A 23,724-nucleotide genomic window follows, 5' to 3' on the forward strand; every position below is an offset into this window, starting at 1 on the left:
GAAAAATGAGCAAAACATACTGGCCGTTGTACGAAGTGTTTGTCCGCAGCAAACAGGGATTGTCGCACCGTCACGTTGGCAGCCTGCACGCCGCCGACGACCAAATGGCGCTGGAAAATGCCCGCGATGCCTATACCCGCCGCAGCGAAGGCTGCTCAATCTGGGTGGTGAAAGCCAGCGAGATAGTCGCCTCTCAGCCAGAAGAACGTGGTGAATTTTTCGACCCGGCGGAGAGCAAAATCTACCGCCATCCCACGTTCTACAGCGTGCCGGACGGCATGGAACATATGTGAGGCAACGATGAATAACCTGAATCCCGTTGCAACCTATGCCCTGCGTCTGGGCGATAACGGCCTGGTGCTGGCTCAGCGTTTAGGCGCGTGGTGCGGTCATGCGCCAGAGCTGGAAATCGACCTCGCGCTGGCCAATATCGGCCTCGACCTGTTAGGCCAGGCGCGCAACTTCCTCAGCTATGCGGCAGAACTTTCTGGCAGCGGCGACGAAGACACGCTGGCCTTTACCCGTGACGAGCGCCAGTTCTGCAACCTGCTGCTGGTGGAACAACCCAACGGTAATTTCGCCGACACCATCGCTCGCCAGTTCTTTATTGATGTCTGGCACGTGGCGCTGTTTAGCCGCCTGGTGTACAGCCGCGATGCGCAAATCGCCGCCATTGCCGCCAAAGGGCAAAAAGAGGTGCGCTACCACCAACGCTTTAGCCGTGGCTGGCTGGAGCGTCTGGGCAACGGCAGCGAACTCTCTGCCAGGCGGATGCAGCAGGCCGTCGATAACCTGTGGCGTTTCACCGGCGAGCTATTCCTCGCCGACGAGCTGGAGATCAGCCTTGCTGAACAGGGCATTGCCGTTGACCCGCGTGAATTAGAGGCCGAATGGCAGGCAACGGTGCACACCGCGCTGCTCGATTCCGGCCTCAGTATTCCGCAGGAAGCCGCATTTCGTAGCGGTGGCAAACAAGGGCGACACAGTGAACATCTCGGCCCGATGCTGGCTGAAATGCAGTATTTACAACGGTCGTATCCCGGCCAGCAGTGGTAACTGGAGGTGGCTATGCAACGTCTTGCCGCAATCGCTCCCGCAGAGGTTCGTACCGTCTGGGGCTTATTAAGCGCCATTCCTGACCCGGAAGTTCCGGTGCTGACCATTACCGATCTCGGTATGGTTCGCCGCGTCGAGCGCCACGGCGACGGCTGGGTAATTGGTTTCACGCCAACCTACTCAGGCTGCCCAGCCACCGAACACCTGCTGGGGGAAATTCGCGCGGTGATGAGCGAGCACGGCTACACGCCGGTGCACATCGTGCTGCAACTTGACCCGCCGTGGACCACCGACTGGATGAACCCGGACGCCCGCGAGCGTCTGCGCCAGTACGGCATCAGCCCGCCGCAGGCTCATACCTGCCACGCAGGGATGCCAGAGGATGTGGTTTGCCCACGTTGCGGCAGCACTCACACCTCGCTGATTAGCGAATTCGGTTCCACGGCCTGTAAAGCGCTGTATCGCTGCGATAGCTGCCGTGAACCCTTTGATTACTTTAAATGTATTTGAGGTTGCGATGACAACATTTCATTCGCTTACCGTGGCCAACGTTGAACCGGAAACCCGTGATTCGGTGACGATCACGTTCGCCATTCCCGAGGCGCTGCGTACGCAATATGCCTTTCGCCCTGGTCAGCATCTGACCCTGAAAGCCCGTCTCGGCGGGGAAGAATTACGCCGCTGTTACTCTATTTGTCGCAGCCGCTCGCCGTCAGAAATTAGCGTGGCGGTGAAAGCCATCGACGGCGGTCGTTTCTCTCGCTACGCCCAGCAGGATATTCAGCAGGGAATGGCGATTGAGGTGATGGTTCCGCAGGGGCACTTTGGCTATCAGCCACAGGCTGAACGCTGTGCGCAATACCTGGCGATTGCCGCCGGTTCCGGCATTACGCCGATGATGGCGATTATCGAAGCGACGCTGGCGACGGAAACCCGCAGCCAGTTCACCCTGATTTACGGCAACCGTAGCAGCCACAGCATGATGTTCCGCCAGGCGCTGGCTGACCTGAAAGACCGCTATCCGCAGCGCTTGCAGGTTGTGCACCTGTTCAGCCAGGAATCGATGGACAGCGACCTGCTACAGGGGCGCATCGACGGCGACAAACTGCGCGCGCTTTCCGCGCATCTGCTGGACTTCAGCCGTTTTGACGACGCTTTTATCTGCGGCCCATCGGCGATGATGGACGAGGCAGAAATAGCCCTGCGTGAGCTGGGAATGGCGGAGAAATCCATTCACCTTGAACGCTTTAATACGCCAGGCACTGGCGTGAAACGCGCCACCGGCGTACAGGCAGAAGGGCGCACCGTGACGATTCGTCAGGATGGACGTGACCGCCTGATTGCCTTAAGCGCCGAAGATGACAGCATTCTCGACGCCGCACTGCGTCAGGGTGCGGATCTGCCGTTCGCCTGCAAAGGCGGCGTCTGCGCCACCTGCAAATGTAAAGTCCTGCGCGGTGAGGTGGCGATGGCGGCCAACTACAGCCTGGAAGCCGATGAAGTGGCGGCGGGCTATGTGCTGAGCTGCCAGGCGCTGCCAACCAGCGGCGATGTGGTGGTCGATTTTGACGCGCGGGGGATGGCATGAGTGAACTGCTGATAACCCGCCACGGCAGCGTATTGCAACTGACGCTCAACCGCCCGCAGGCGCGCAACGCGTTAAACAACGCGCTGCTGACGCAAATAGCACAAGCGTTGGAAAACGCGGCGGCGGATGCCACGGTTAGCGTCTGCGTGATTAGCGGCAACCCGCGCTATTTCGCCGCTGGCGCGGATCTCAACGAAATGGCAGAAAACGATCTGCCCGCCACCTTTGACGACGTTCGCCCACGTCTGTGGGCGCGTATCGATGCCTTTAACAAGCCGCTGATTGCCGTGGTCAATGGCTACGCGCTGGGCGCGGGCTGTGAACTGGCGCTGCTGTGTGACCTGGTGATCGCCGGTGATAACGCCCGCTTTGGCTTGCCGGAAATCACCCTCGGCACGATGCCTGGCGCAGGCGGTACGCAGCGTTTAATTCGCAGTGTGGGCAAAGCGCTGGCGAGCCGAATGGTACTGAGCGGCGAAAGCATCGATGCCCAACGCGCGCAACAGGCTGGGCTGGTGAGTGACATTTATCCGGCCATGCTCTCTGACGAATACGCTTTAGCGCTGGCCGCGACTCTTGCGCGCCACTCGCCGCTGGCGTTACGGGCGGCAAAACAGGCGCTGCGTCTGGCGCACGAAGTCAATTTACAGGCCGGCCTGGTGCAAGAACGCCAGCTCTTTACCGTGCTGAGCGGCACTGACGATCGCCGCGAAGGCATCGCCGCTTTCTTACAAAAACGTACACCGGAATTTAAAGGACGCTAATCGTGGAAGCATTCATTCTCAGCGATGTTGAGCAGGGCGTTATGACGATTACCCTTAATCGGCCGGAGCGGCTCAACAGCTTTAATGACGTGATGCATCAGCAGCTTGCAGAGTGCCTGAAGCAAGCAGAGCGCGACGACACTATCCGTTGCCTGCTGATAACCGGCGCCGGGCGTGGCTTTTGCGCCGGACAAGATCTTAACGACCGTAACGTTGATCCAAGCGGCCCCGCGCCGGATCTCGGCATGTCGGTTGAACGTTTTTATAACCCGCTGGTGCGCCGTCTGGCGGCGCTACCCAAACCGGTGATTTGCGCGGTAAACGGTGTGGCGGCTGGCGCCGGAGCCACACTGGCGCTGGGCTGCGATATTGTGCTGGCGGCGCGCTCTGCCAAATTTGTGATGGCGTTTAGCAAACTGGGGCTCGTCCCCGATTGCGGCGGCAGTTGGCTGTTGCCACGCGTGACCAGCCGTGCGCGGGCGATGGGGCTGGCGCTGCTTGGTGATAGCCTCAGCGCGGAACAGGCCGCGCAGTGGGGCATGATTTGGCAACTGGTTGATGACGCCGAGCTTAAAGACACCAGTCTGACATTGGCGCGCCATCTTGCTTCCCAGCCGACCTACGGCCTGGGGCTGATTAAAAAAGCGTTGCAGCTTTCCGAAACCAACAGCCTGGATCAACAGCTTGATGTCGAGCGGGATTTCCAGCGCATGGCAGGGCGCAGCGATGATTACCGCGAAGGCGTGAGCGCATTCCTGGCTAAACGTCCTCCACAGTTCAGCGGGAAATAAACCATGAGCCAAACACTTCATACCGTCGCCGTGATTGGCGGCGGCACAATGGGCGCAGGCATTGCCGAAGTGGCGGCCAGCGCCGGGCATTCGGTGTTGCTGTTCGACATTGACGACGCAGCGATAACCCGCGCGGTTGACGGCATTCGTCAACGGCTTGAGTCACGCGTCGCACGTGGCAAGCTGAATGCAGAGCAGGCGCAAACCCTGCTGGCGCGAATCACCCCCGCGCATGAGCTCACGCAACTGGCAGGGGCGCAACTGGTGATTGAAGCCGCCTCTGAACGTCTGGAGGTGAAAAAAGCGCTGTTCAGCCAACTGGCGGAAATTTGCTCGCCCTCGACGCTGCTCACCAGCAACACCTCATCCATTTCCATTACCGCTATTGCCGCTGAGGTTAAACATCCCGAACGGGTGGCGGGGCTGCACTTTTTCAACCCCGCGCCGGTGATGAAACTGGTGGAAGTGGTCAGTGGCCTGGCGACCTCCAGCGAAGTGGTTGAACAACTGTGTCAGTGCGTTAGCGCCTGGGGCAAACAGCCGGTGCGCTGCCGCTCGACGCCGGGCTTTATAGTCAACCGTGTGGCGCGCCCATACTACGCCGAAGCGTGGCGCGCGTTGGAAGAACAGGTCGCCACGCCGGAGGTAATTGATGCGGCGCTTCGCGACGGCGGCGGTTTCCCGATGGGGCCGCTGGCATTGACGGATCTGATAGGCCAGGACGTAAACTTTGCCGTGACCTGCTCGGTATTTAACGCTTTCTGGCAAGACCGTCGTTTTGTGCCGTCGCTGCTGCAACAGGAGCTGGTGTTAGGCGGGCGTCTGGGCAAAAAAAGCGGTCATGGTGTGTATCGCTGGCCGACTGAACCCCAGCCGGAGCTGGCGCTGAGCACGGTTGCGGCGGAGAAGGGGGCGCAACTTGTTCAATCAAAAAGTGACAGTGTCACAGAGCTGGGCGATGTTTTACTGCTGGAAACCACCGGTGAAACCGCGCTGGCGCTGAGCGTTCGCCATGCCCGACCGGTGGTGGTGTATGACCATCATGTTGGCGACACCGTGGTGCTGGCAAGCGCCGAAACCAACCCGCAGTCGGCGACGGATAAAGCGGTGCACTACTTCCAACAGCAGGGCAAAAAAGTGCTCCAGATTGCCGATTATCCGGGGCTGTTGGTGTGGCGCACTGTGGCGATGCTGGCGAACGAAGCGCTGGATGCACTGCAAAAAGGTGTTGCCAGCGCGGACGATATCGATACCGCCATGCGTCTGGGCGTCAACTACCCGCGCGGCCCGATGGCGTGGGGGGAATCGCTCGGCTGGCAGCGCGTGCTACGCCTGCTGGAGAACCTGCAACAGCACTACGGTGAAGAACGTTATCGCCCCAGTGCACTGCTGCGCCAGAAGGCGCTGAGGGAGAAAGGCCATGAGTAATCAGGCCTGGCGCAACGCCCGCGCCATGTATGAGAAAGATATCTGCGCCCGCACGCTGGGCATTGAGTTAATCGAAATGGACGACGGTTACGCCCAACTGAGCATGTCGGTTTCGCCGACGATGCTCAACGGCCACCACACCTGCCACGGCGGGCAACTGTTTTCACTTGCCGATACCGCATTCGCCTACGCCTGCAACAGCCAGGGGCTGGCGGCGGTGGCTTCGGCAGCCAGCATTGATTTTCTGCGTCCGGCGTTTGTCGGTGACCTGCTGATCGCCACCGCGCGGGTTAAGCAGCAGGGCAAAGTGACCGGCGTTTACGACATTGAAATTACCAACCAGCAACAAAAAACCGTAGCCCTGTTTCGCGGTAAATCGCACCGCATCGGCGGCACTATCACAGGAGAAGTCTAATGCGTGACGCCTTTATTTGTGACGGGATCCGTACCCCGATTGGCCGCTACGGCGGGGCGCTGGCGGGCGTTCGTGCTGATGATCTGGCGGCGGTTCCTCTGCGTGAACTGCTAAGCCGTAACCCCAAATTAGACCCAAGCTGCATTGATGACGTTATCTTCGGCTGCGCCAACCAGGCCGGGGAAGATAACCGTAACGTGGCGCATATGGCGACGCTGCTGGCGGGTTATCCGCACAGCGTTTCCGGTACGACCATCAACCGCCTGTGTGGCTCTGGGCTGGATGCAATCGGCTTTGCCGCCCGCGCGATTAAAGCCGGTGATGCGGATTTGCTGATTGCCGGTGGCGTCGAGTCGATGTCCCGCGCGCCATTCGTGATGGGCAAAGCGACCGCGCCATTCCAGCGCCAGGCCGAAATGTTTGATACCACCATCGGCTGGCGTTTTGTAAATCCGCTGATGCAGCAACAATTTGGTACTGACAGTATGCCGGAAACGGCAGAGAATGTAGCAGAATTGTTAAACATTAGCCGCGCGGATCAAGATGCCTTTGCATACCGCAGCCAGCAGCGCACCGCGAAAGCCCAGCGTGACGGCATTCTGGCGCAGGAAATTGTGCCGGTGCAGATAATCGGTAAAAAAGGGGCGGTGAGCGCGGTGCGCGACGACGAACACCCGCGCGCGGAAACCACGCTCGATCAGCTTGCACAGCTCAAAACCCCGTTCCGTAAAGGCGGGGTGGTGACTGCCGGAAATGCGTCTGGAGTGAATGACGGTGCGGCCGCGATGATCATCGCAAGCGCCGAGCAGATTCAGGCGCAGGGGCTGACGCCGCGCGCGCGTATTGTGGCGATGGCGACAGCGGGCGTAGAGCCAAAGTACATGGGGCTGGGGCCGGTTCCGGCGGTGCGCAAAGTGCTGGAGCGCGCCGGGCTGAACATTAACGATATGGACGTTATTGAACTGAACGAAGCCTTCGCCGCGCAGGCGCTGGGCGTGCTCAGACAACTGGGGCTGGCGGATGATGCTCCGCATGTAAACCCCAACGGTGGCGCCATCGCCTTAGGCCACCCGTTGGGGATGAGCGGTGTCCGGCTGGCGCTGAGCGCAAGCCTGGAGCTGCAACGTCGTCAGGGGCGTTATGCGCTGTGTACGATGTGTATTGGCGTGGGTCAGGGCATTGCCCTGATCCTTGAGCGAGTGTGAGCTAATTGACCTGCGAGTACCCTACAACATGACAACGACAACAATACTGGAAGCTATCGAAACCGCATCGCGCGACGAATTACAGGCTCTGCAAACTCAGCGCCTGAAATGGACGCTGAAACACGCTTATGAAAATGTGCCGATGTACCGCCGCAAGTTTGACGCGGCGGGCGTTCACCCGGACGATTTTCACGAGCTGAGCGACCTGTGCAAATTCCCTTGTACCACCAAGCAAGATTTGCGCGATAACTATCCCTTCGACACCTTTGCTGTGCCGATGGAGCAGATAGTGCGCCTCCACGCGTCGTCCGGTACAACCGGCAAGCCGACCGTGGTGGGCTATACGCAAAATGATATTGATACCTGGGCCAACATTGTGGCGCGTTCCCTGCGCGCGGCAGGTGGTTCGGCGAAAGACAAAATTCATGTTGCCTACGGCTATGGCCTGTTTACCGGCGGGCTGGGTGCGCACTATGGCGCGGAACGTCTGGGGGCGACGGTGATCCCCATGTCCGGCGGGCAGACCGAAAAACAGGCGCAACTGATTCGTGATTTCCAGCCGGACATGATCATGGTGACGCCGTCCTATTGTCTGAACCTGATTGAAGAGTTAGAGCGCCAGATGGGCGGTGATGCGCGCGGTTGCTCGCTGCGTACCGGTGTTTTTGGCGCGGAGCCGTGGACGACCGGAATGCGCGCTGAAATTGAACGCCGCCTGGGCATTACCGCGCTGGATATTTACGGCTTGTCGGAAGTGATGGGGCCGGGCGTAGCGATGGAATGCCTTGAAACTGCCGACGGCCCAACCATTTGGGAAGACCATTTCTTCCCGGAAGTGGTTAACCCGGAAGACGGTACGCCGCTGGCTGACGGTGAACACGGTGAGCTGCTGTTCACCACGCTGACCAAAGAAGCGCTGCCGGTGATTCGCTACCGCACCCGCGATCTGACGCGCCTGCTGCCTGGTACGGCACGCACGATGCGCCGGATGGACAGAATTAGCGGTCGCAGCGACGATATGCTGATTATTCGCGGGGTGAATGTGTTCCCGTCACAGGTGGAAGAAGAGATCCTCAAAATCGAACATCTGGCGCCGCATTATCAGCTGGAGGTCGATCGCCGTGGGCATCTTGATTCACTGTCGATTCGCGTGGAGTTAAAAGAGAGTAGCTTAACGCTGAGCCACGAACAGCGCTGCCAAATCTGCCATCATTTGCGTCACCGTATTAAGTCGATGGTTGGGATTTCGACCAATATCAGCATCGTCAACTGCGGCAGTATCCCGCGCTCAGAAGGCAAAGCCTGCCGCGTGTTTGACCTGCGTAAAGCGGCAGCCAACGGTTAACCGCCGTGCCACCATGCCGGATGGCGGCGTTGCCTTATCCGACCTACAAACCCACGTAGGCCTGATAAGCGTAGCGCCATCAGGCAGAACCGAGCAGATTGCCGGATGGCGGCATAAACGCCTTATCCGGCCTACAAACCAGCGCCATCAGGCGGGGTGGCGCGTTGCCATATCGCAGAATTATTCCTGTGCTATGATTCAAAAAGGATATAAATAACAACAGAATGAATCATATGGACAAACTTGATAGCTTTATCCAGCAGGCGGTGACGGCGATGCCGATTAGCGGCACGTCACTGATTGCCTCACTGTATGGTGACTGTTTATCTCAGCGCGGCGGTGAGGTGTGGCTCGGTAGCGTCGCGGCGCTGCTCGACGGGCTGGGCTTTGGCGAACGCTTTGTGCGTACAGCGCTGTTCCGTCTTAATAAAGAAGAGTGGCTGGACGTGGTGCGCATTGGCCGCCGCAGTTTCTACCGTCTCAGCGACAAAGGGTTGCGTTTAACTCGTCGCGCGGAGAGCAAAATCTATCGTGCTGCTGCGCCTGAATGGGACGGCACCTGGCTGCTGCTGTTATCGGAAGGTTTAGAAAAACACACGCTGGCAGAAGTAAAAAAACAACTTATCTGGCAAGGGTTTGGCATCCTTGCGCCGAGCCTTTTGGCCTCGCCGTCGCAAAAACTGGCGGATGTGCAATCGCTGCTGCACGAAGCGGGCGTTGCGGACAACGTCATCTTTTTCGAAGCCCATTCGCCGCTGGCGCTGTCTCGCGCGGCACTGCGTGAACGGGTAGAGGAGTGCTGGCATCTGACTGAACAGAACGCGATGTATGAGGCGTTTATCACTCTGTTCCGCCCGCTACTACCGCTGCTGCGCGACGCCGCGCCGGATGACTTAACGCCAGAGCGCTGCTTCCAGATTCGCCTGTTGTTGATCCACTTCTACCGCCGCGTGGTGCTGAAAGACCCGCTGTTGCCGGAAGAACTGCTGCCAGCGCACTGGCTGGGGCAAACGGCGCGTCAGCTGTGTATCAATATTTATCAACGCGTTGCGCCCGGCGCGCAGATTTTCGTCAGCGAAAAAGGCGAAAGTTCAGTGGGCGAATTGCCCGCGCCGGGGCCGCTCTATTATCAACGTTTTGGTGGATTAGCCGAAACGTAACAGGAGAAAAGATGCCTATTTATCAGATGGATGGGATGATTCCCGTTGTCCCGACAGAAAGCTATGTGCACCCCACGGCAGTACTGATTGGCGATGTGATCCTCGGCAAAGGGGTTTACGTTGGCCCTAATGCCAGCCTGCGCGGCGACTTTGGGCGCATCGTGGTAAAAGATGGCGCTAATATCCAGGATAACTGCGTGATGCACGGTTTTCCCGGCCAGGATACGGTGGTGGAGGAGGATGGGCACATCGGCCACGGGGCGATTCTGCACGGCTGCGTGATTGGCCGCAACGCATTGGTGGGTATGAGCGCAGTGATTATCGACGGCGCAACCATTGGTGAAAACAGCATTGTCGGGGCGTCGGCTTTTGTTAAAGCCCGCGCTGAAATGCCCGCCAATTATCTGATTGTCGGCAGCCCAGCGAAAGCGATACGCGTCTTAACCGAGCAAGAATTAGCGTGGAAAAAGCAGGGCACTCGCGAGTATCAGGTGCTGGTAGAGCGTTGCCAAAACTCGCTTTCTGAGGTGACGCCACTGACGGAAGCGGAGCCGAACAGAAAGCGGCTGGCGTTTGATGAAAACCTGCGCCCGAAATCGGCTATTTAACGGCGGAGTAGCGCAGCGCCTCGACCAGCAACGCAAACGCCGTCGTGTGCTGGCGGCGGCTTGGGTAGTAAAGATAATAGCCGGGAAACGGCGCGCACCAGTCGCTTAACACTCGCTGTAAACGCCCATCGGCGATGGCATCAGTCACGGTATCTTCCGGCACATACGCCAGCCCCAGCCCCGCTTCTGCGGCATCGATACGCTGGGGCAGACAGTTCAAAATTAACTGCCCCTCAACCCGTACGCGCAGTGGCTCGCCGTTGCGTTCAAACTCCCACGCATACAGCCCGCCTCGGGTCGGTAACCGCATGTTAATACAGCGATGTTGCTGTAAATCATGCGGTGTTTCCGGTGTGCCGTGGGCTGCCAGATAATCCGGCGATGCCACCACGACCATGCGCATATCTGGGCCGATGCGCACCGCAACCATATCGCGCGCCACTTGTTCACCCAGCCGCACGCCAGCATCTAACCGCGCATCGACAATATCGGTGAGGCCGTTATCGACGGTCACTTCAATGTTGATATCCGGGTAGTTTTGCATAAACGGTTTGATGCGCGGCCAGATAACCGTGTTCATCGCATGTTCGCCCGCCGTCAGGCGAATATTGCCCGCTGGTTTGTCGCGCGTATCCCGCAGTGCGGCAATTTCAGACTCAATTTCCTGCAAATGCGGGCTAAGGCGTTGGAACAGCTTTTCACCTGCTTCTGTTGGCGCCACGCTGCGCGTGGTGCGGGTTAACAGGCGCACATCCAGACGGCTTTCGAGATTGCGCATCGCGTGGCTAAGCGCCGACTGCGACACGCCAAGCTGCGCCGCCGCGCGGGTAAAACTACGCTCGCGAGCGACTACCATAAAAGAGATCAGATCGTTGATATTGTCTTTAAGCATAAAAGGAAAACCATTGATGAATCCGGCTCATGATTTTCAGTGTAATGGCAGACGGGCAGTGGCGCACCAAATATTGGCCTACAAACCCACGTAGGCCTGATAAGCGCAGCACTATCAGGCAGAACCAAACGTTGCAAAAATATTAAGCAAGCCGCTGTTTTAGCGCATAAAAGGACAACTGCTTGCGCCACGCTATGGTAGGTTATTCATTCCAATAATAAGGAGTCCTGCCGATGCCACACGTTGATATTAAATGTTTTCCCCGCGATCTGAACGATGAACAAAAAACTGCCCTGGCGGCAGAGATAACCGAAGTGCTGATTCGCCATCTTGATACCAAAGAGCGCTCGGTGAGCATTGCGCTTAACCAGGTCGAGCAGAGCGACTGGCAGCAAGTTTGGGATAGCGAAATCGCCCCGCAGATGGAAACGCTGATTAAAAAACCGGGCTACAGCATGTAAGTCGGGTGTCGCCGGGTTGCGCTCACGTACGCCCGGCGGTTATCCCCATTACGATTCAGGCATATTAGCGCGAATCGATTTACCGCTAGCGACAAACGTCCCTGCGCCGAGATGATGCAGCGTATTGCGCTTATCGTCGTCGAATTGCCAGCGACCGGCGACGAACGCTTGTTCATCTGCTGCGGCAGATACCACCTCGCCAAACAGGGTGTCGTACTGCGTTTGAGCGGCGGTAGCCGGTAATAATCGGCACTCCATCCACGCCAGGCATTTCTCCTCAATTAACGGTAAACCCAACACCGGGCCATTGACCACCGGAATACCATAGGCATTGAATTTGTCTTCTTCGCGCCCGCTGATACTGCCCACTGCATAAGTCCAACTGGCGGCGGCAACGCCAGGTATCACAATGCCGAACGTTTCGTTGCGCTCAATAATCTCCCGTGACCATGCGCTTTTATCCACCACAATGGCGATGCGCGGCGGTTCAAACTCCACCGGCATAGACCAGGCGGCAGCCATCACATTGCGTCGCTGTGATGCGGCATCGTAGCTGGTTATCAGGATGGTCGGGCCGTGGTTGAGCAAGCGGCTGGCGTGATGAAGCTCGACGGGGCGAAAACGGCGCATAAGTATTCCTCTGGTAAATGGGCAACGGCCTGGATAACACACTAAATCGCAATAAAAACGTAATCAATACACCCTGACTGCGCACGTATAACGTTCAGACTATTAGGATAACCGATCGCACAAAATAGTCTGTGCAGGCACAAAAATGCGCTATAAAGAACGGAAACAATATGTTGGAGGCAGTAATGACCCCGTTTTTAAGCGCTTATTTTGCCCGTCTGGGCTGGACGGGCACGCCTGATGTGTCCATTGAGACTCTACGGAGCCTGCATATTCACCATAACAGCGCGATTCCGTTTGAGAACCTCGACGTGCTGTTGCCGCGCGAGATCCAGCTTGACGATCGATCGCTTGAAGATAAGTTAGTGAACGCGCGTCGTGGTGGCTACTGTTTTGAGCAAAACGGCCTGTTTGAGCGCGTACTGCGGGAAATCGGTTTTAACGTTCGCAGCCTGTTAGGGCGCGTGGTGCTGGCGCATCCGCCGCAGATGCCGCCGCGTACGCACCGCCTGTTGCTGGTAGAGGTGAACGGCGAGCGCTGGATTGCCGACGTCGGTTTTGGCGGCCAGACGCTGACCGCGCCGATTAAACTGCTGGCGGATGTGGCACAAGCGACGCCACACGGCGAGTACCGCCTGTTGTATGAAGCCGATGAGTGGATTTTGCAATTCAGCCACCACGATCACTGGCAGTCGATGTATCACTTTGATTTAGGCCGCCAGTATGCATCCGACTATGTGATGGGCAACTTCTGGTCAGCGCACTGGCCGCAGTCGCATTTTCGCCATCATCTGCTGATGTGCCGCCACTTGCACGACGGCGGAAAAATGACGCTCACCAATTTTCATTTTACCCACTGGCAGGGCAGTCAGGTGGTTGAAAAGATTGATTTAGCGGATGTTCCTGCGCTGTATCAGGTGCTGCAAACCCGTTTCGGGCTGGGCGTTGATGATCCGAAATATGGCTTTAGCGCTACCGAACTGGCGGCAGTGATGGCTGCGTTTGATACCCACCCGGATGCGGGGAAATAACTCGGTTAAAAGAAGGTCTGCGATGGCTATCATATTTCTGATTGGTCCCGGCGGCGTGGGGAAAACAACCGTAGGTAAGATTCTCGCGGAGCAGATCGGTGCTCAATTTATCGATCTGGATCAGGAATTTTGTCTACGTATTGCTAATATTCGTGAGTTTATTAAAGCTCAAGGTTACGAAGTTTATCTGGAGCAAAATGCCGCACTACTGGCCTTGTTGCATGGTGAAGTGCGTGGAACACACACCGTGTTGGCTCTGTCGTCCGGCTTTTTATCGACGGACATTCGCCCGGATATTGTTCGACAGAATCGCCAGCAGGTGCATGAATGGGGGTTATCGGTACTGCTGATGCCATCGCGCAACATAGAAGAAGCCTGCCGCTATGTTGTTGAGCGTCAGCTTAGGCGCGGGTTTGGCCTCTCACGTGACAAAGAGGCGTATAAATTTTGTCAGCGTTTTGGCGAGTACAGTCAACTAGGCGACGTGCAAATTTTTTCGATGGCGAGTCCTGAGGTCATTGCTTCCTTAATTAGCGATACCCTACAGCATCGTATGTCTTCATCGCCGGATGCCTGTGGATGATTAGCGTTTTCCACAAATTGAGCCGAGCCTGTAGCCTGGCGGGAGAACGCCAGGCTACAGGATGGTTTAGTTAAGGCCTAAGAAATGTTGGGCGATTTTGAAGTAGATAATCAGCCCTGTGCCGTCGATCAGTGTCGCAATAAACGGTGCGGAAACTACCGCTGGGTCAATCCCCACGCGTTTAATCACTAATGGGATAACCGACGAGACTACGGCACTCCATAGCGTGACGCAGATAAGCGTCAGGCTGACAATAAAGGTGATTTCCGGGCCAATGCCCATCATCCATGCGCGCAGGCAGCCTGCCGCCCCCAGCGTTATCGCCACCAGCATTGCGGTGGACATCTCTTTGCGTAAAATTCGCCCCAGGTCGCGAAGGCCAACTTCGCCCAGCGCCATCGCGCGCACCAGCGTGGAGGTGATTTGCGTACCGCTGTTTCCCCCCGTACCAATCAGCAACGGGATAAAGAACGCCAGCGCAATGGCAGACTCCAGCGCTTCTTCAAAGTGCTGAATCACCGTGCTGGTGTAGGCTTCGGCAATAAAGAGCAGTAACAGCCATACCGCGCGTTTCTTCCACAGCGTAAGCGGGCTTATCTCCAGATACGGTTTATCCAGCGGTAGCGTTGCCCCCTGGCGCTGCGCATCTTCGGTGATTTCATCAGCCAACAGTTGTGCAATTTCTTTTTCATTCAGGCAGCCAGTAAGTTTGCCGTTTTCAATCACAGGTAGCAGCGTCAGATGATGTTTCTCAATTAACCCAGCGGCGACGGATCGCATATCGTCAGGGCTGACATGAAACAAGGTCGTGCTGATTAACTGCGTCACTGGCAGGTTGTCGTCCTGCTCTTGCAGTAATTTGCGGGTCGATAATATTCCACGCAGATTATCACCGGAAACCACAAAAACGGCGCACGGGAAATGATCATCATTTAATTGCTGTAAAAAAAGTTCACGCGCTTCTTTCACATTTAAATGTTCGGGCAGGGCAATAAATTCTCTCGACATGTAATTCGAAATAATATCACCGCCGGTGTGTTCGATGCGGGTACAGGTTACGGTTGTATTAATGTAAGACATTTGATTTTCCCTATAGAAACTTTCTTATAGGGCGAACAAAACAGGAAAAGCTGAGATAAATCCCTACGTCCCGGTTTTAGCACTGAACAACGTATCTGTACGGTATTGAACCGTCAGAAGTTATCTTGGCAACACCTTGATTCGATGGATGCCTGTATTTCCCTGTGATGGTCTCTCTCGATACCACCAGGGCGATAACTTATGTTTATTCAGGAGCCTCGCCATAACAAGATTATTTATTAATATGCAATAAAGCGAATATCTCCGTATCGTTTTTGACGATATTAAACGGATAGTCGTGGATGGTTTTGTTTTACCTCATGATTCAGTTTGCTTTTAATGGAGCGTAATATAACGCGTGACGATAAGGTATTGCGCGTAAAGATAATGATTGTTGAGATGGCGTTTAGAAAATTATTGTCACAGGCTTAGGATTGACATAAAAAACCCGGCGCCGCAGTGCGTTGCCGGGTTGGCTGTGTGTGATGAGATTAACGGCGGGAACGCACCACCTGGTAGCGGCGGGTGAGGTATTCGACCGGCGCACTCCAGACGTGAACCAAACGGGTAAACGGGAACAGTAAGAAGATGGTCATGCCCAGCACCAGATGCACACGGTAGATCCATGCGACGCCGTCGAGATGTGCCGATGCGCCGCCGTGGAAGGTGACAACCGCCTGCGCCCAGCCAACCAGCTTCAGCATTTCGCTGCCGTCCGGGTGTTGGGCGGAGAACGGAATGGTGCTCAGCCCCAGCAGGCACTGGATCAGCAAAATGCTGAGGATCAAAATATCTGCGGTGCTGGAGGTGGCGCGGATGCGTGGATTAGTCAGGCGGCGAATTAACAAGCCCGCACCGCCAACCAGCGTCAGGACACCGCACACGCCGCCGAGGATCATCGCCATTTGCTGTTTGGTGGCAATTGGCAGCCATGATTCATACACCCAGTGCGGGGTTAACATGCCGAAGAAGTGACCGAAGAAAATCCCCAGAATGCCGACGTGGAATAAGTTCGACCACAGCACCATGCCACGTTTGTCGAGCATCTGGCTGGACGACGCGCGCCACGTGTATTGACCGTAGTCATAGCGTAGCCAACTGCCCAGCAAAAACACCGTACCGCAGAGGTAAGGGTAGATATCGTAAAAGAAGACGTTAAGGTACTGGATCATTTCGGGTCTCCCGTACGGACGTCAACGTACTGTGGCGCAACGTCCTGGCTAAAGCGTCGTTGATAGTGTTGCAGTGGTGAAGTGTCGCAGGCGGTGGCGTTGTCCTCGATAAACTTCACCTGTTCTTCCTCCCAGACGGCATCCAGCGCCTGGCGGGTGTCATCCCGGGTTTCACCAGCGACCTGTTTAGTGACACTGTCACTTGTGAGTGAGGTGTTGGCCAGCGCCAGAAGGGTATCAAACAGCAGATACCACGGCGCGCCGCGCTGTTTCAGGCGGCCGCCCAGCAGCGCCAGAATCGGCGCCACGTTCTGTAAGCCTTCCTGCGCCTGTGCCTGGGGCAGTACGCTGAGGTACTCCAGATACAGCGGCAGATGGTCCGGCAGCTCGCGGCAGTCCAGTTGTAAACCGACCTGTTCGTATTGGTTCATCAGTTCCACCATCGCCTGGCCACGATCGCGGGACTCCGCATGAACATGCTCGAACAGCAGTAGCGAGGTCGCGCGTCCACGTTCAAAAATCTCACACCATTGCGCCTGTTTATCGAGCAAAGGCTCCGCCAGATGCTGCGCCAGAAAAGGCCGCAGCGCCGGAGCGTCGCTGTCAATCAGGTCAAATAGCTCCTGCTGGTTTTCCCAGCATAGTTCATCGGGGTATTCGAGGAGCAGCCCGATGATTTTCAGGATGCGCATTACTCTTTCTCCCCGATATTGATGGCGTCGATACGTTGGCTGTTGAACAAGTTAAATTTGGTATCCGAACCGTGGCAGCCATCGCCGAAGGTAAAGCCGCAGCCGTTGCGTTCCGGGAAGGCATCCGCTGCCATTTCGCGGTGGCTGGTGGGAATAACGAAACGGTCTTCGTAGTTGGCGATGGCCAGGTAACGATACATCTCCTCGACCTGTTCGACGCTCAATCCCACTTCTTCCAGCGCGCGGGTGTCGGTAACGCCTTCAACCGTTTGCGAGCGTTTATAGTGGCGCATTGCCATCATCCGTTTCAGCGCGCGCAGCACCGGGCCGGTATCGCCCGCACTGAGCATGTTGGCGAGATACTGCACCGGAATGCGCAGGCTTTCGACCGCCGGCAAAATACTGCCGTTGTTCGGCAGGCCACCGGCATCTGCCACGGACTGAATTGGCGACAATGGCGGCACGTACCATACCATTGGCAGGGTGCGATATTCCGGGTGCAACGGCAGCGCCAGTTTCCAGTCCATCGCCATTTTATAAACCGGCGATTTCTGCGCCGCTTCAATCACGTTGTGCGGGATGCCTTGCTTCAGCGCTTCTTCAATCACCGCCGGATCGTGCGGGTTGAGGAAGACATCGCACTGACGCTCGTAGAGGTCGGTTTCCCGTTCGGTGCTGGCGGCTTCTTCGATACGGTCGGCGTCATACAGCAGCACGCCCAGATAGCGGATGCGCCCGACGCAGGTTTCTGAACATACCGTTGGCTGGCCGGATTCAATGCGCGGGTAGCAGAAGATGCATTTTTCGGACTTGCCGCTTTTCCAGTTGAAGTAGATTTTTTTGTACGGGCAGCCGCTGATACACATGCGCCAGCCACGGCATTTGTCCTGGTCAATCAAGACAATGCCGTCTTCTTCACGCTTGTAAATCGCGCCGCTTGGGCAGGTGGCGACACAGCTTGGGTTCAGGCAGTGCTCGCACAGGCGCGGCAGGTACATCATGAAGGTGTTTTCAAACTGGCCGTACATCTCCTTTTGCATCGACTGGAAGTTGTGGTCGTGGGCGCGTTTTTCAAACTCGCCGCCGAGCAGTTCTTCCCAGTTTGGCCCCCATTCAATTTTATTCATCCGTTGGCCGCTTATCAGCGAACGCGGGCGTGCGGTCGGCAGGTTTTTGCCTTCCGGCGCGTTGTGCAGGTGCTGGTAGTCGTAGGTGAACGGCTCGTAATAGTCGTCAATCCCGGGAATCAGCGGGTTTGCGAAGATTTTCGCCAGCACGCCGACGCGCCCACCGAGGCGTGGCGTTAGCTTACCGGTAATGCCGCGCACCCAGCCGCCTTGCCATTTCTCCTGGTTTTCCCAGTCTTTCGGGAAGCCGATGCCGGGTTTGGTTTCCACGTTGTTAAACCACGCGTATTCCATGCCTTCGCGGCTGCTCCAGACGTTTTTACAGGTGACAGAGCAGGTGTGACAGCCAATGCATTTGTCGAGGTTCAGTACCATCCCGACCTGTGAGCGTATTTTCATTTTGCCGCCTCCTGTACCTGGTCATTGCCTTCGTCGTCCAGCCAGTTAATGTTTTTCATTTTGCGGATCATAATGAACTCATCGCGGTTTGAACCGACCGTGCCGTAATAGTTAAAGCTGTAGGCCAGTTGTGCATAGCCGCCAATCATATGGGTGGGTTTCGGGCAAATACGGGTTACCGAGTTATGAATACCGCCGCGCCGTCCGGTGACTTCCGAACCGGGAATATTCATGATCCGTTCCTGGGCGTGGTACATCATGGTCATCCCCGGCGGCACGCGCTGGCTGACCACCGCGCGGGCGGTCAGCGCCCCGTTGGCGTTAAATGCTTCAATCCAGTCGTTGTCGGCAATGCCCAGCTCTTTGGCGTCGGTTTCACTCAGCCAGACAATCGGCCCGCCGCGCGAGAGCGTAAGCATCAGCAGGTTTTCGCTGTAGGTTGAGTGAATGCCCCATTTCTGGTGCGGCGTCAGGAAGTTCAGCGCTTTTTCCGGGAAGCCGTTCGGCGGGATTTCACGCATATGGCTGACGCTGCGGGTGTCGATTGGTGGACGATAGGCCACCAGGCTTTCGCCAAAATCGCGCATCCACGGGTGATCCTGATACAACTGCTGGCGGCCTGAAACGGTGCGCCACGGGATCAGTTCATGGACGTTGGTATAGCCAGCGTTGTAGGAGACATGTTCATCTTCCAGCCCAGACCAGGTCGGGCTGGAGATGATTTTGCGCGGCTGTGCCTGGATATCACGAAAACGAATTTTCTCGTCTTCTTTGTTGGTCGCCAGGTGAGTGTGGTCGCGGCCGGTAAACTCGCCCAGTGCTTGCCAGGCTTTAACGGCGACTTGTCCGTTGGTTTCCGGGGCGAGGGCGAGGATCACCTCAGAGGCATCGATGGCGGTTTCAATGCACGGGCGGCCTTTCGCCGGGCCGTCGAGCTTGACGTAGTTCAGCTTGCCGAGGAAGTCGATTTCGGTTTGCGTTTTCCAGCCGATGCCTTTGCCGCCGTTGCCTAATTTGTCCATCAATGGGCCAAGCGAGGTGAAACGTTCGTAGGTCGCCGGATAGTCGCGCTCCACGACCATGATGCCAGGCGCAGTTTTGCCGGGGATCAGGTCACATTCGCCTTTGCGCCAGTCGGCGATATCAAACGGCTGCGACAACTCGGCAGGCGAGTCATGCTGGAGCGGCTGAAGCACTACATCGGTTTCTGTGCCCAGATGCCCCTGGCAGATTTCCGAGAAGGATTTGGCAATGCCCTTATAAATTTCCCAGTCGCTTTTTGACTCCCAGGCGGGATCGACGGCGGCAGAGAGCGGGTGAATAAACGGATGCATATCCGAGGTATTCATGTCGTCTTTTTCGTACCAGGTGGCGGTTGGCAGCACAATATCGGAGAACAAGCAGGTGCTGGACATGCGGAAATCGAGCGTCACCAGCAGGTCGAGCTTGCCTTCAATCGCGGCGGTTTGCCACTCCACTTCTTCTGGTTTCACATCGTCGGTCGAGCCGAGTTCATCGCCCTGAATGCCGCTGTCCGCGCCCAGCAGGTACTTCAGCATGTACTCGTGGCCTTTGCCGGAAGAACCGAGCAGGTTAGAACGCCAGATAAACAGGTTACGCGGATGGTTCTGCCCGCTGTCCGGCTGCTCGCTGGCAAAGCGGATGTCACCCGATTTCAACGCCTGTACGGTGTAATCTTGCGGCGTCATGCCTGCCGCCTCGGCTTTCGCTTTGACACTTAGCGGATTGAGATTGAGCTGCGGCGCGGAGGGCAGCCAGCCCATGCGCTCGGCGCGGACGTTAAAATCAATCAAGTGCCCGCTGTATTTCGTGGGGTCAGCTAGCGGCGATAATAGCTCTTGCGCGGTGAGTTTTTCGTAACGCCACTGGCTGGCATGGTTGTAGAAATACGATGTGCTGTTCATCTGGCGCGGTGGGCGACTCCAGTCCAGCGCAAAGGCCAGCGGCAGCCAACCGGTTTGCGGGCGAAGTTTTTCCTGGCCGACGTAGTGCGCCCAGCCGCCGCCGCTTTGACCGATACAGCCGCAGAACACCAGCATGTTGATCATTCCACGGTAGTTCATGTCCATGTGATACCAGTGGTTGACCCCAGCGCCGAGAATAATCATCGACCGACCATGCGTTTTATGCGCGGTGTCGGCGAATTCGAGGGCTATTTTTTCAATATGTTGGCGCTTAACGCCGGTGATTTGTTCCGCCCATGCCGGGGTATACGCTTTTACCTCATCAAAACCGTTGGCGGCGAGCGGGTCATCCAGCCCGCGATCGAGGCCATAGTTAGCCAGAATCAGGTCATAGACGCTTACCACCAGCCGCTGGCTACCGTCGGCAAAGGACAGTTGTTTCGCCGGCAGTTTACGCAACAGGATCGGATCTTGTTTGACGCTGCGAAAATGCGGGTTTTCGTTGCCGCCGAAATAGGGGAATGCGACGCTTGCGACGGCATCATGGGTGTCCAGCAAGGAGAGCGTTAGCTCTGTCTCGTTACCGCCCGCGAGGGATTCGAGGTTCCATTTGCCTTTCTCCCCCCAGCGAAAACCGATAGATCCGTTAGGCGCGACCAGCTCGCCATTGCTGTTGTAGGCCACGGTTTTCCATTCAGGGTTATTGCTTTCGCCCAGACCATCGACCAGATCTGAGGCGCGCAGCAACCGGCCTGCCGTGTAGCTGCCGTCGTCGCGGCTATCGAGCATCACCAGCATCGGCATGTCGGTATAGCGGCGGCAATAGTTGATAAAGTATTCGCTGGGGTTATCGAGGTGGAAAGCTTTGAGGATCACATGGCCCATCGCCATTGCTAGCGCGCTGTCCGTGCCCTGTTTTGGCGCTAACCAGTGGTCGCACAGCTTGGCGACTTCGGAATAATCCGGCGTGATCGCGATGGTTTTGGTGCCCTTGTAGCGCACCTCGGTGAAGAAGTGGGCGTCCGGGGTACGGGTTTGTGGCACGTTGGAACCCCAGGCAATGATATAGCTGGAGTTATACCAGTCGGCGGATTCCGGCACGTCGGTTTGCTCGCCCCAGGTCATCGGTGAGGCTGGGGGTAAGTCACAGTACCAGTCGTAAAAACTCAGGCATGTGCCGCCGAGCAATGATAAATAACGGGTTCCTGCCGCGTAAGAAACCATCGACATCGCCGGAATGGGCGAGAAACCGGCAACCCGATCGGGGCCGTAGGTTTTGACTGTCCAGACGTTGGCGGCGGCAATCAGTTGGTTTAGCTCTTTCCACGATGAACGCACAAAGCCGCCTTTGCCACGCGCCTGTTTGTAGCGCTGCGTTTTCTCTGGGCTTTGCATGATGCTATCCCACGCCAGCACGGGATCCGGGTGTTGCGCCAGCGCCTCACGCCATAGCTCAATCAGCTTTTTACGCGCCAGCGGGTATTTCAGACGGTTGGCGCTATAAAGATACCAGGAGTAGCTTGCGCCTCGCGGGCAGCCGCGCGGCTCGTGGTTAGGCAGGTCGGGGCGGGTACGCGGGTAGTCGGTTTGCTGGGTTTCCCAGGTGACTAATCCATTCTTGACGTAAATCTTCCAGCTGCATGAGCCTGTACAGTTGACGCCATGCGTGGAACGGACGATTTTGTCGAACTGCCAACGCTGACGGTAGCTATCTTCCCAATCACGGTTGTTGTCATAGACCTGTCCGTGACCATTGGCAAAGGTTTCGCCTTTCTGCTTAAAGTAGCGAAAGCGATCCAGTAGTTTGCTCATGACATTATCTCCTGACGGGGGACGTTTGCCCCCGTGATTACACTGCTTCGACTTTTTTAGGATTTATTTGGCGGCGGGTTTCCGGCGGCCATACACCAGCCATGTCACCAGCACGCAGACAACATAAAAAACAAAGAAAATTTTCATGGCGCCCACGGGTGATCCGGTCATCGCCAGTGACGTGCCGAAGGCTTTTGGAATGAAGAAACCGCCAATTGCGCCAATGGCGGAAATAAAGCCCAGTGCGGCGGCGGTGTCGGTGACCGCCTCATGCTGCGCTTGCTCATCGCTGCCACCGCGTTTTTTAACGCTTTCGATGGTGATTTGGCGGAAGATCACCGCAATCATCTGGAAGGTTGAACCGCTGCCCAGCCCGGCGGTGAGGAACAGCCCCATAAACACAGCGTAGAAGGCGATGAAACTGCCGGAGCCGCTGCCAGGTAAGGTCAGGAACAACAGGCCGGTAAACAGCGCCATCAGGATAAAGTTCACCAGCGTGACTTTGACGCCGCCTAAACGGTCAGAGATAACGCCGCCGAACGAGCGGGCCAGCGCGCCGATAAACGGCCCGAAGAAGGCCAGCTTGAGGATGTTAACGTCAGGGAACTGGGTTTTTGCCAGCATCGCAAAGCCTGCCGAGAAGCCGATAAACGACCCGAAGGTCGCGAGATACAGCACGCTCAACAGCCACATATGCGGGCGCTTGAGCACCGGTAACTGGTCACGAATCGAGGCCTTTGAGCTGGCGATGTCGTTCATGCCAAACCAGGCGGCGAGGGTCGCCACCACTAACAGAGGAACCCAGATAATGGCGGCGTTGCTTAATGCCAGCGTAGAACCATCGTCCTGCATGACGCCGTGAACGCCCAGAAAGGTGAACATCGGCAGGAAAATAACCGCCGGAGCCACCATTTGCATCACGCTGACGCCCAGATTACCGAGGCCGCCGTTAACGCCCAGCGCACTGCCTTGCTTTGCTTTAGGGAAGAAGAAACTGATATTGCCCATGCTGGAGGCAAAGTTCGCACCGGCAAAGCCACACAACAGCGCAATGGTGATAAACACCCAGAATGGGGTGGCGGTGTTTTGAATGGCAATCCCGAGCCAGATACAGGGAATGACCAGGATTATCGTGCTTAATACCGTCCAGTAACGCCCGCCGAATATCGGAACCATAAACGAGTAGGGCACACGTAATATTGCGCCGGAAAGTGAAGGTAATGCGGTTAATAAGAAGAGTTGGTCAGTGGTGAAATTAAAACCCACTTTATTCAGGTTGACCGCAACTGCGCTAAATAACATCCAGACGCAGAAGGCGAGCAATAAACAGGCGACGGAAATCCACAGATTCCTCCTTGCGATTGATTTTCCTTTATTTTCCCAAAAGGCGGGATTTTCTGGTTTCCACTCTTTTAAAAGATAATGATTCTCTTTCTCGTTATTTGCCATATTATCCTCAGTATCCGCGTCATTTGTAGAATAAATAAAGAAAAAACAGCGAAGTAGGTGAGGTGGGAGATTATTATTGCCAGGCCGTTTTATCTCTTTATCGTTGAAGAA

At 56.5% G+C, this 23,724-nt stretch carries 23 protein-coding genes and 1 riboswitch; of the genes, 15 read left to right on the forward strand and 8 right to left on the reverse strand.

Annotation, left to right across the window (positions count from 1 at the left end):
* Positions 1–5 precede the first annotated feature (5 nt).
* The 12 genes from paaB (at position 6) to paaY (ending at position 10,360) form a co-directional block, all read left to right on the forward strand.
* Entirely contained in the window at positions 6–293 is a 288-nt protein-coding gene (gene paaB / locus AC6I4B_RS11950) for a 1,2-phenylacetyl-CoA epoxidase subunit PaaB (RefSeq protein ID WP_497765349.1), read from the forward strand.
* 7 nt (positions 294–300) lie between these two features.
* Complete coding sequence (gene paaC / locus AC6I4B_RS11955) at positions 301–1,056, forward strand: 1,2-phenylacetyl-CoA epoxidase subunit PaaC (RefSeq protein ID WP_497765351.1); 756 nt, start codon at positions 301–303, stop codon at positions 1,054–1,056.
* A gap of 12 nt (positions 1,057–1,068) precedes the next feature.
* Positions 1,069–1,566: a 1,2-phenylacetyl-CoA epoxidase subunit PaaD gene (paaD, locus tag AC6I4B_RS11960; RefSeq protein WP_497765352.1), complete on the forward strand. Its 498-nt coding sequence runs from the start codon at positions 1,069–1,071 to the stop codon at positions 1,564–1,566.
* Between the two features lie 7 nt (positions 1,567–1,573).
* Entirely contained in the window at positions 1,574–2,644 is a 1,071-nt protein-coding gene (gene paaE, locus AC6I4B_RS11965) for a 1,2-phenylacetyl-CoA epoxidase subunit PaaE (protein ID WP_497765354.1), read from the forward strand.
* Positions 2,641–3,408 carry a 2,3-dehydroadipyl-CoA hydratase PaaF gene (paaF, locus tag AC6I4B_RS11970; RefSeq protein ID WP_497765355.1) on the forward strand — a complete coding sequence of 256 codons (768 nt, stop codon included), beginning with the start codon at positions 2,641–2,643 and terminating at the stop codon, positions 3,406–3,408. The genes paaE and paaF overlap by 4 nt, the downstream gene beginning before the upstream one ends.
* Before the next feature lie 2 nt (positions 3,409–3,410).
* Positions 3,411–4,199 carry a 2-(1,2-epoxy-1,2-dihydrophenyl)acetyl-CoA isomerase PaaG gene (gene paaG, locus AC6I4B_RS11975; RefSeq protein ID WP_497765356.1) on the forward strand — a complete coding sequence of 263 codons (789 nt, stop codon included), beginning with the start codon at positions 3,411–3,413 and terminating at the stop codon, positions 4,197–4,199.
* A 3-nt stretch (positions 4,200–4,202) separates the two neighbouring features.
* Positions 4,203–5,627 (forward strand): 3-hydroxyacyl-CoA dehydrogenase PaaH, encoded by a 1,425-nt coding sequence (paaH, locus tag AC6I4B_RS11980; protein ID WP_497765358.1) that lies wholly within the window; start codon positions 4,203–4,205, stop codon positions 5,625–5,627.
* A complete protein-coding gene (gene paaI / locus AC6I4B_RS11985; protein ID WP_497765359.1) occupies positions 5,620–6,042 on the forward strand; it encodes a hydroxyphenylacetyl-CoA thioesterase PaaI in 423 nt (140 codons plus the stop codon). The genes paaH and paaI overlap by 8 nt, the downstream gene beginning before the upstream one ends.
* A complete protein-coding gene (pcaF, locus tag AC6I4B_RS11990) occupies positions 6,042–7,247 on the forward strand; it encodes a 3-oxoadipyl-CoA thiolase (RefSeq protein WP_497765361.1) in 1,206 nt (401 codons plus the stop codon). Before paaI ends, pcaF begins: the two co-directional genes overlap by 1 nt.
* Before the next feature lie 28 nt (positions 7,248–7,275).
* The gene (gene paaK, locus AC6I4B_RS11995; RefSeq protein ID WP_497765362.1) at positions 7,276–8,592 is read left to right on the forward strand and encodes a phenylacetate--CoA ligase PaaK; all 1,317 of its coding nucleotides are present in this window, start codon (positions 7,276–7,278) and stop codon (positions 8,590–8,592) included.
* Positions 8,593–8,825: 233 nt separating this feature from the next.
* Entirely contained in the window at positions 8,826–9,752 is a 927-nt protein-coding gene (paaX, locus tag AC6I4B_RS12000) for a phenylacetic acid degradation operon negative regulatory protein PaaX (protein WP_497765364.1), read from the forward strand.
* 11 nt (positions 9,753–9,763) lie between these two features.
* Positions 9,764–10,360: a phenylacetic acid degradation protein PaaY gene (gene paaY / locus AC6I4B_RS12005; protein WP_497765365.1), complete on the forward strand. Its 597-nt coding sequence runs from the start codon at positions 9,764–9,766 to the stop codon at positions 10,358–10,360.
* Here paaY and AC6I4B_RS12010 read toward each other — a convergent pair.
* Positions 10,353–11,252, reverse strand: a complete 900-nt coding sequence (locus tag AC6I4B_RS12010) for a LysR family transcriptional regulator (RefSeq protein ID WP_497765367.1) — start codon at positions 11,250–11,252, stop codon at positions 10,353–10,355. The two genes, paaY and AC6I4B_RS12010, sit on opposite strands and share 8 nt — an antisense overlap.
* A 233-nt stretch (positions 11,253–11,485) precedes the next feature.
* On the opposite strand from AC6I4B_RS12010, the gene pptA reads away from it, so the two are divergent.
* Positions 11,486–11,713, forward strand: a complete 228-nt coding sequence (gene pptA / locus AC6I4B_RS12015) for a tautomerase PptA (RefSeq protein WP_497765368.1) — start codon at positions 11,486–11,488, stop codon at positions 11,711–11,713.
* Between the two features lie 48 nt (positions 11,714–11,761).
* Here the strand turns inward: pptA and AC6I4B_RS12020 are convergent, their stop codons facing one another.
* Complete coding sequence (locus tag AC6I4B_RS12020) at positions 11,762–12,343, reverse strand: flavin reductase family protein (RefSeq protein ID WP_497765370.1); 582 nt, start codon at positions 12,341–12,343, stop codon at positions 11,762–11,764.
* 185 nt (positions 12,344–12,528) lie between these two features.
* Between AC6I4B_RS12020 and nhoA the strand changes: the two genes are divergently transcribed.
* Together nhoA and AC6I4B_RS12030 are read left to right on the forward strand one after the other, a co-directional pair.
* Positions 12,529–13,374, forward strand: a complete 846-nt coding sequence (gene nhoA / locus AC6I4B_RS12025) for an N-hydroxyarylamine O-acetyltransferase (RefSeq protein WP_497772128.1) — start codon at positions 12,529–12,531, stop codon at positions 13,372–13,374.
* A 22-nt stretch (positions 13,375–13,396) separates the two neighbouring features.
* Positions 13,397–13,957, forward strand: a complete 561-nt coding sequence (locus tag AC6I4B_RS12030; protein ID WP_497765372.1) for a shikimate kinase — start codon at positions 13,397–13,399, stop codon at positions 13,955–13,957.
* Positions 13,958–14,023: 66 nt separating this feature from the next.
* On the opposite strand, the gene AC6I4B_RS12035 is transcribed toward AC6I4B_RS12030, so the two are convergent.
* The 6 genes from AC6I4B_RS12035 to AC6I4B_RS12060 all read right to left on the reverse strand — a co-directional run bounded on the left by AC6I4B_RS12035 (position 14,024) and on the right by AC6I4B_RS12060 (position 23,613).
* Positions 14,024–15,037 carry a magnesium transporter gene (locus AC6I4B_RS12035; protein ID WP_497765374.1) on the reverse strand — a complete coding sequence of 338 codons (1,014 nt, stop codon included), beginning with the start codon at positions 15,035–15,037 and terminating at the stop codon, positions 14,024–14,026.
* 54 nt (positions 15,038–15,091) lie between these two features.
* A riboswitch (M-box (ykoK) riboswitch) is annotated at positions 15,092–15,275 on the reverse strand.
* A gap of 253 nt (positions 15,276–15,528) precedes the next feature.
* Entirely contained in the window at positions 15,529–16,209 is a 681-nt protein-coding gene (gene narI / locus AC6I4B_RS12040; protein WP_497765376.1) for a respiratory nitrate reductase subunit gamma, read from the reverse strand.
* Positions 16,206–16,901: a nitrate reductase molybdenum cofactor assembly chaperone gene (gene narW, locus AC6I4B_RS12045; protein WP_497765378.1), complete on the reverse strand. Its 696-nt coding sequence runs from the start codon at positions 16,899–16,901 to the stop codon at positions 16,206–16,208. The genes narI and narW overlap by 4 nt, the downstream gene beginning before the upstream one ends.
* Entirely contained in the window at positions 16,901–18,427 is a 1,527-nt protein-coding gene (gene narH, locus AC6I4B_RS12050; protein ID WP_497765379.1) for a nitrate reductase subunit beta, read from the reverse strand. The genes narW and narH overlap by 1 nt, the downstream gene beginning before the upstream one ends.
* Positions 18,424–22,164, reverse strand: coding sequence for a nitrate reductase subunit alpha (locus AC6I4B_RS12055; protein ID WP_497765381.1), 3,741 nt, complete (start codon positions 22,162–22,164; stop codon positions 18,424–18,426). Before AC6I4B_RS12055 ends, narH begins: the two co-directional genes overlap by 4 nt.
* Before the next feature lie 63 nt (positions 22,165–22,227).
* Positions 22,228–23,613: a NarK family nitrate/nitrite MFS transporter gene (locus AC6I4B_RS12060; protein ID WP_497765383.1), complete on the reverse strand. Its 1,386-nt coding sequence runs from the start codon at positions 23,611–23,613 to the stop codon at positions 22,228–22,230.
* Between the last annotated feature and the right edge of the window lie 111 nt (positions 23,614–23,724).

It is taken from the genome of Kluyvera fluvialis (genome assembly GCF_059725275.1).

Bases quoted from the DNA above. Each gene is read 5' to 3' on its own strand.
- paaB (WP_497765349.1), top strand. From the start codon at position 6: ATGAGCAAAACATACTGGCCGTTGTACGAAGTGTTTGTCCGCAGCAAA.
- paaC (WP_497765351.1), top strand. From the start codon at position 301: ATGAATAACCTGAATCCCGTTGCAACCTATGCCCTGCGTCTGGGCGAT.
- paaD (WP_497765352.1), top strand. From the start codon at position 1,069: ATGCAACGTCTTGCCGCAATCGCTCCCGCAGAGGTTCGTACCGTCTGG.
- paaE (WP_497765354.1), top strand. From the start codon at position 1,574: ATGACAACATTTCATTCGCTTACCGTGGCCAACGTTGAACCGGAAACC.
- paaF (WP_497765355.1), top strand. From the start codon at position 2,641: ATGAGTGAACTGCTGATAACCCGCCACGGCAGCGTATTGCAACTGACG.
- paaH (WP_497765358.1), top strand. From the start codon at position 4,203: ATGAGCCAAACACTTCATACCGTCGCCGTGATTGGCGGCGGCACAATG.
- paaI (WP_497765359.1), top strand. From the start codon at position 5,620: ATGAGTAATCAGGCCTGGCGCAACGCCCGCGCCATGTATGAGAAAGAT.
- pcaF (WP_497765361.1), top strand. From the start codon at position 6,042: ATGCGTGACGCCTTTATTTGTGACGGGATCCGTACCCCGATTGGCCGC.
- paaK (WP_497765362.1), top strand. From the start codon at position 7,276: ATGACAACGACAACAATACTGGAAGCTATCGAAACCGCATCGCGCGAC.
- paaX (WP_497765364.1), top strand. From the start codon at position 8,826: ATGGACAAACTTGATAGCTTTATCCAGCAGGCGGTGACGGCGATGCCG.
- paaY (WP_497765365.1), top strand. From the start codon at position 9,764: ATGCCTATTTATCAGATGGATGGGATGATTCCCGTTGTCCCGACAGAA.
- AC6I4B_RS12010 (WP_497765367.1), bottom strand. From the start codon at position 11,252: ATGCTTAAAGACAATATCAACGATCTGATCTCTTTTATGGTAGTCGCT.
- pptA (WP_497765368.1), top strand. From the start codon at position 11,486: ATGCCACACGTTGATATTAAATGTTTTCCCCGCGATCTGAACGATGAA.
- AC6I4B_RS12020 (WP_497765370.1), bottom strand. From the start codon at position 12,343: ATGCGCCGTTTTCGCCCCGTCGAGCTTCATCACGCCAGCCGCTTGCTC.
- nhoA (WP_497772128.1), top strand. From the start codon at position 12,529: ATGACCCCGTTTTTAAGCGCTTATTTTGCCCGTCTGGGCTGGACGGGC.
- AC6I4B_RS12030 (WP_497765372.1), top strand. From the start codon at position 13,397: ATGGCTATCATATTTCTGATTGGTCCCGGCGGCGTGGGGAAAACAACC.
- AC6I4B_RS12035 (WP_497765374.1), bottom strand. From the start codon at position 15,037: ATGTCTTACATTAATACAACCGTAACCTGTACCCGCATCGAACACACC.
- narI (WP_497765376.1), bottom strand. From the start codon at position 16,209: ATGATCCAGTACCTTAACGTCTTCTTTTACGATATCTACCCTTACCTC.
- narW (WP_497765378.1), bottom strand. From the start codon at position 16,901: ATGCGCATCCTGAAAATCATCGGGCTGCTCCTCGAATACCCCGATGAA.
- narH (WP_497765379.1), bottom strand. From the start codon at position 18,427: ATGAAAATACGCTCACAGGTCGGGATGGTACTGAACCTCGACAAATGC.
- AC6I4B_RS12055 (WP_497765381.1), bottom strand. From the start codon at position 22,164: ATGAGCAAACTACTGGATCGCTTTCGCTACTTTAAGCAGAAAGGCGAA.
- AC6I4B_RS12060 (WP_497765383.1), bottom strand. From the start codon at position 23,613: ATGGCAAATAACGAGAAAGAGAATCATTATCTTTTAAAAGAGTGGAAA.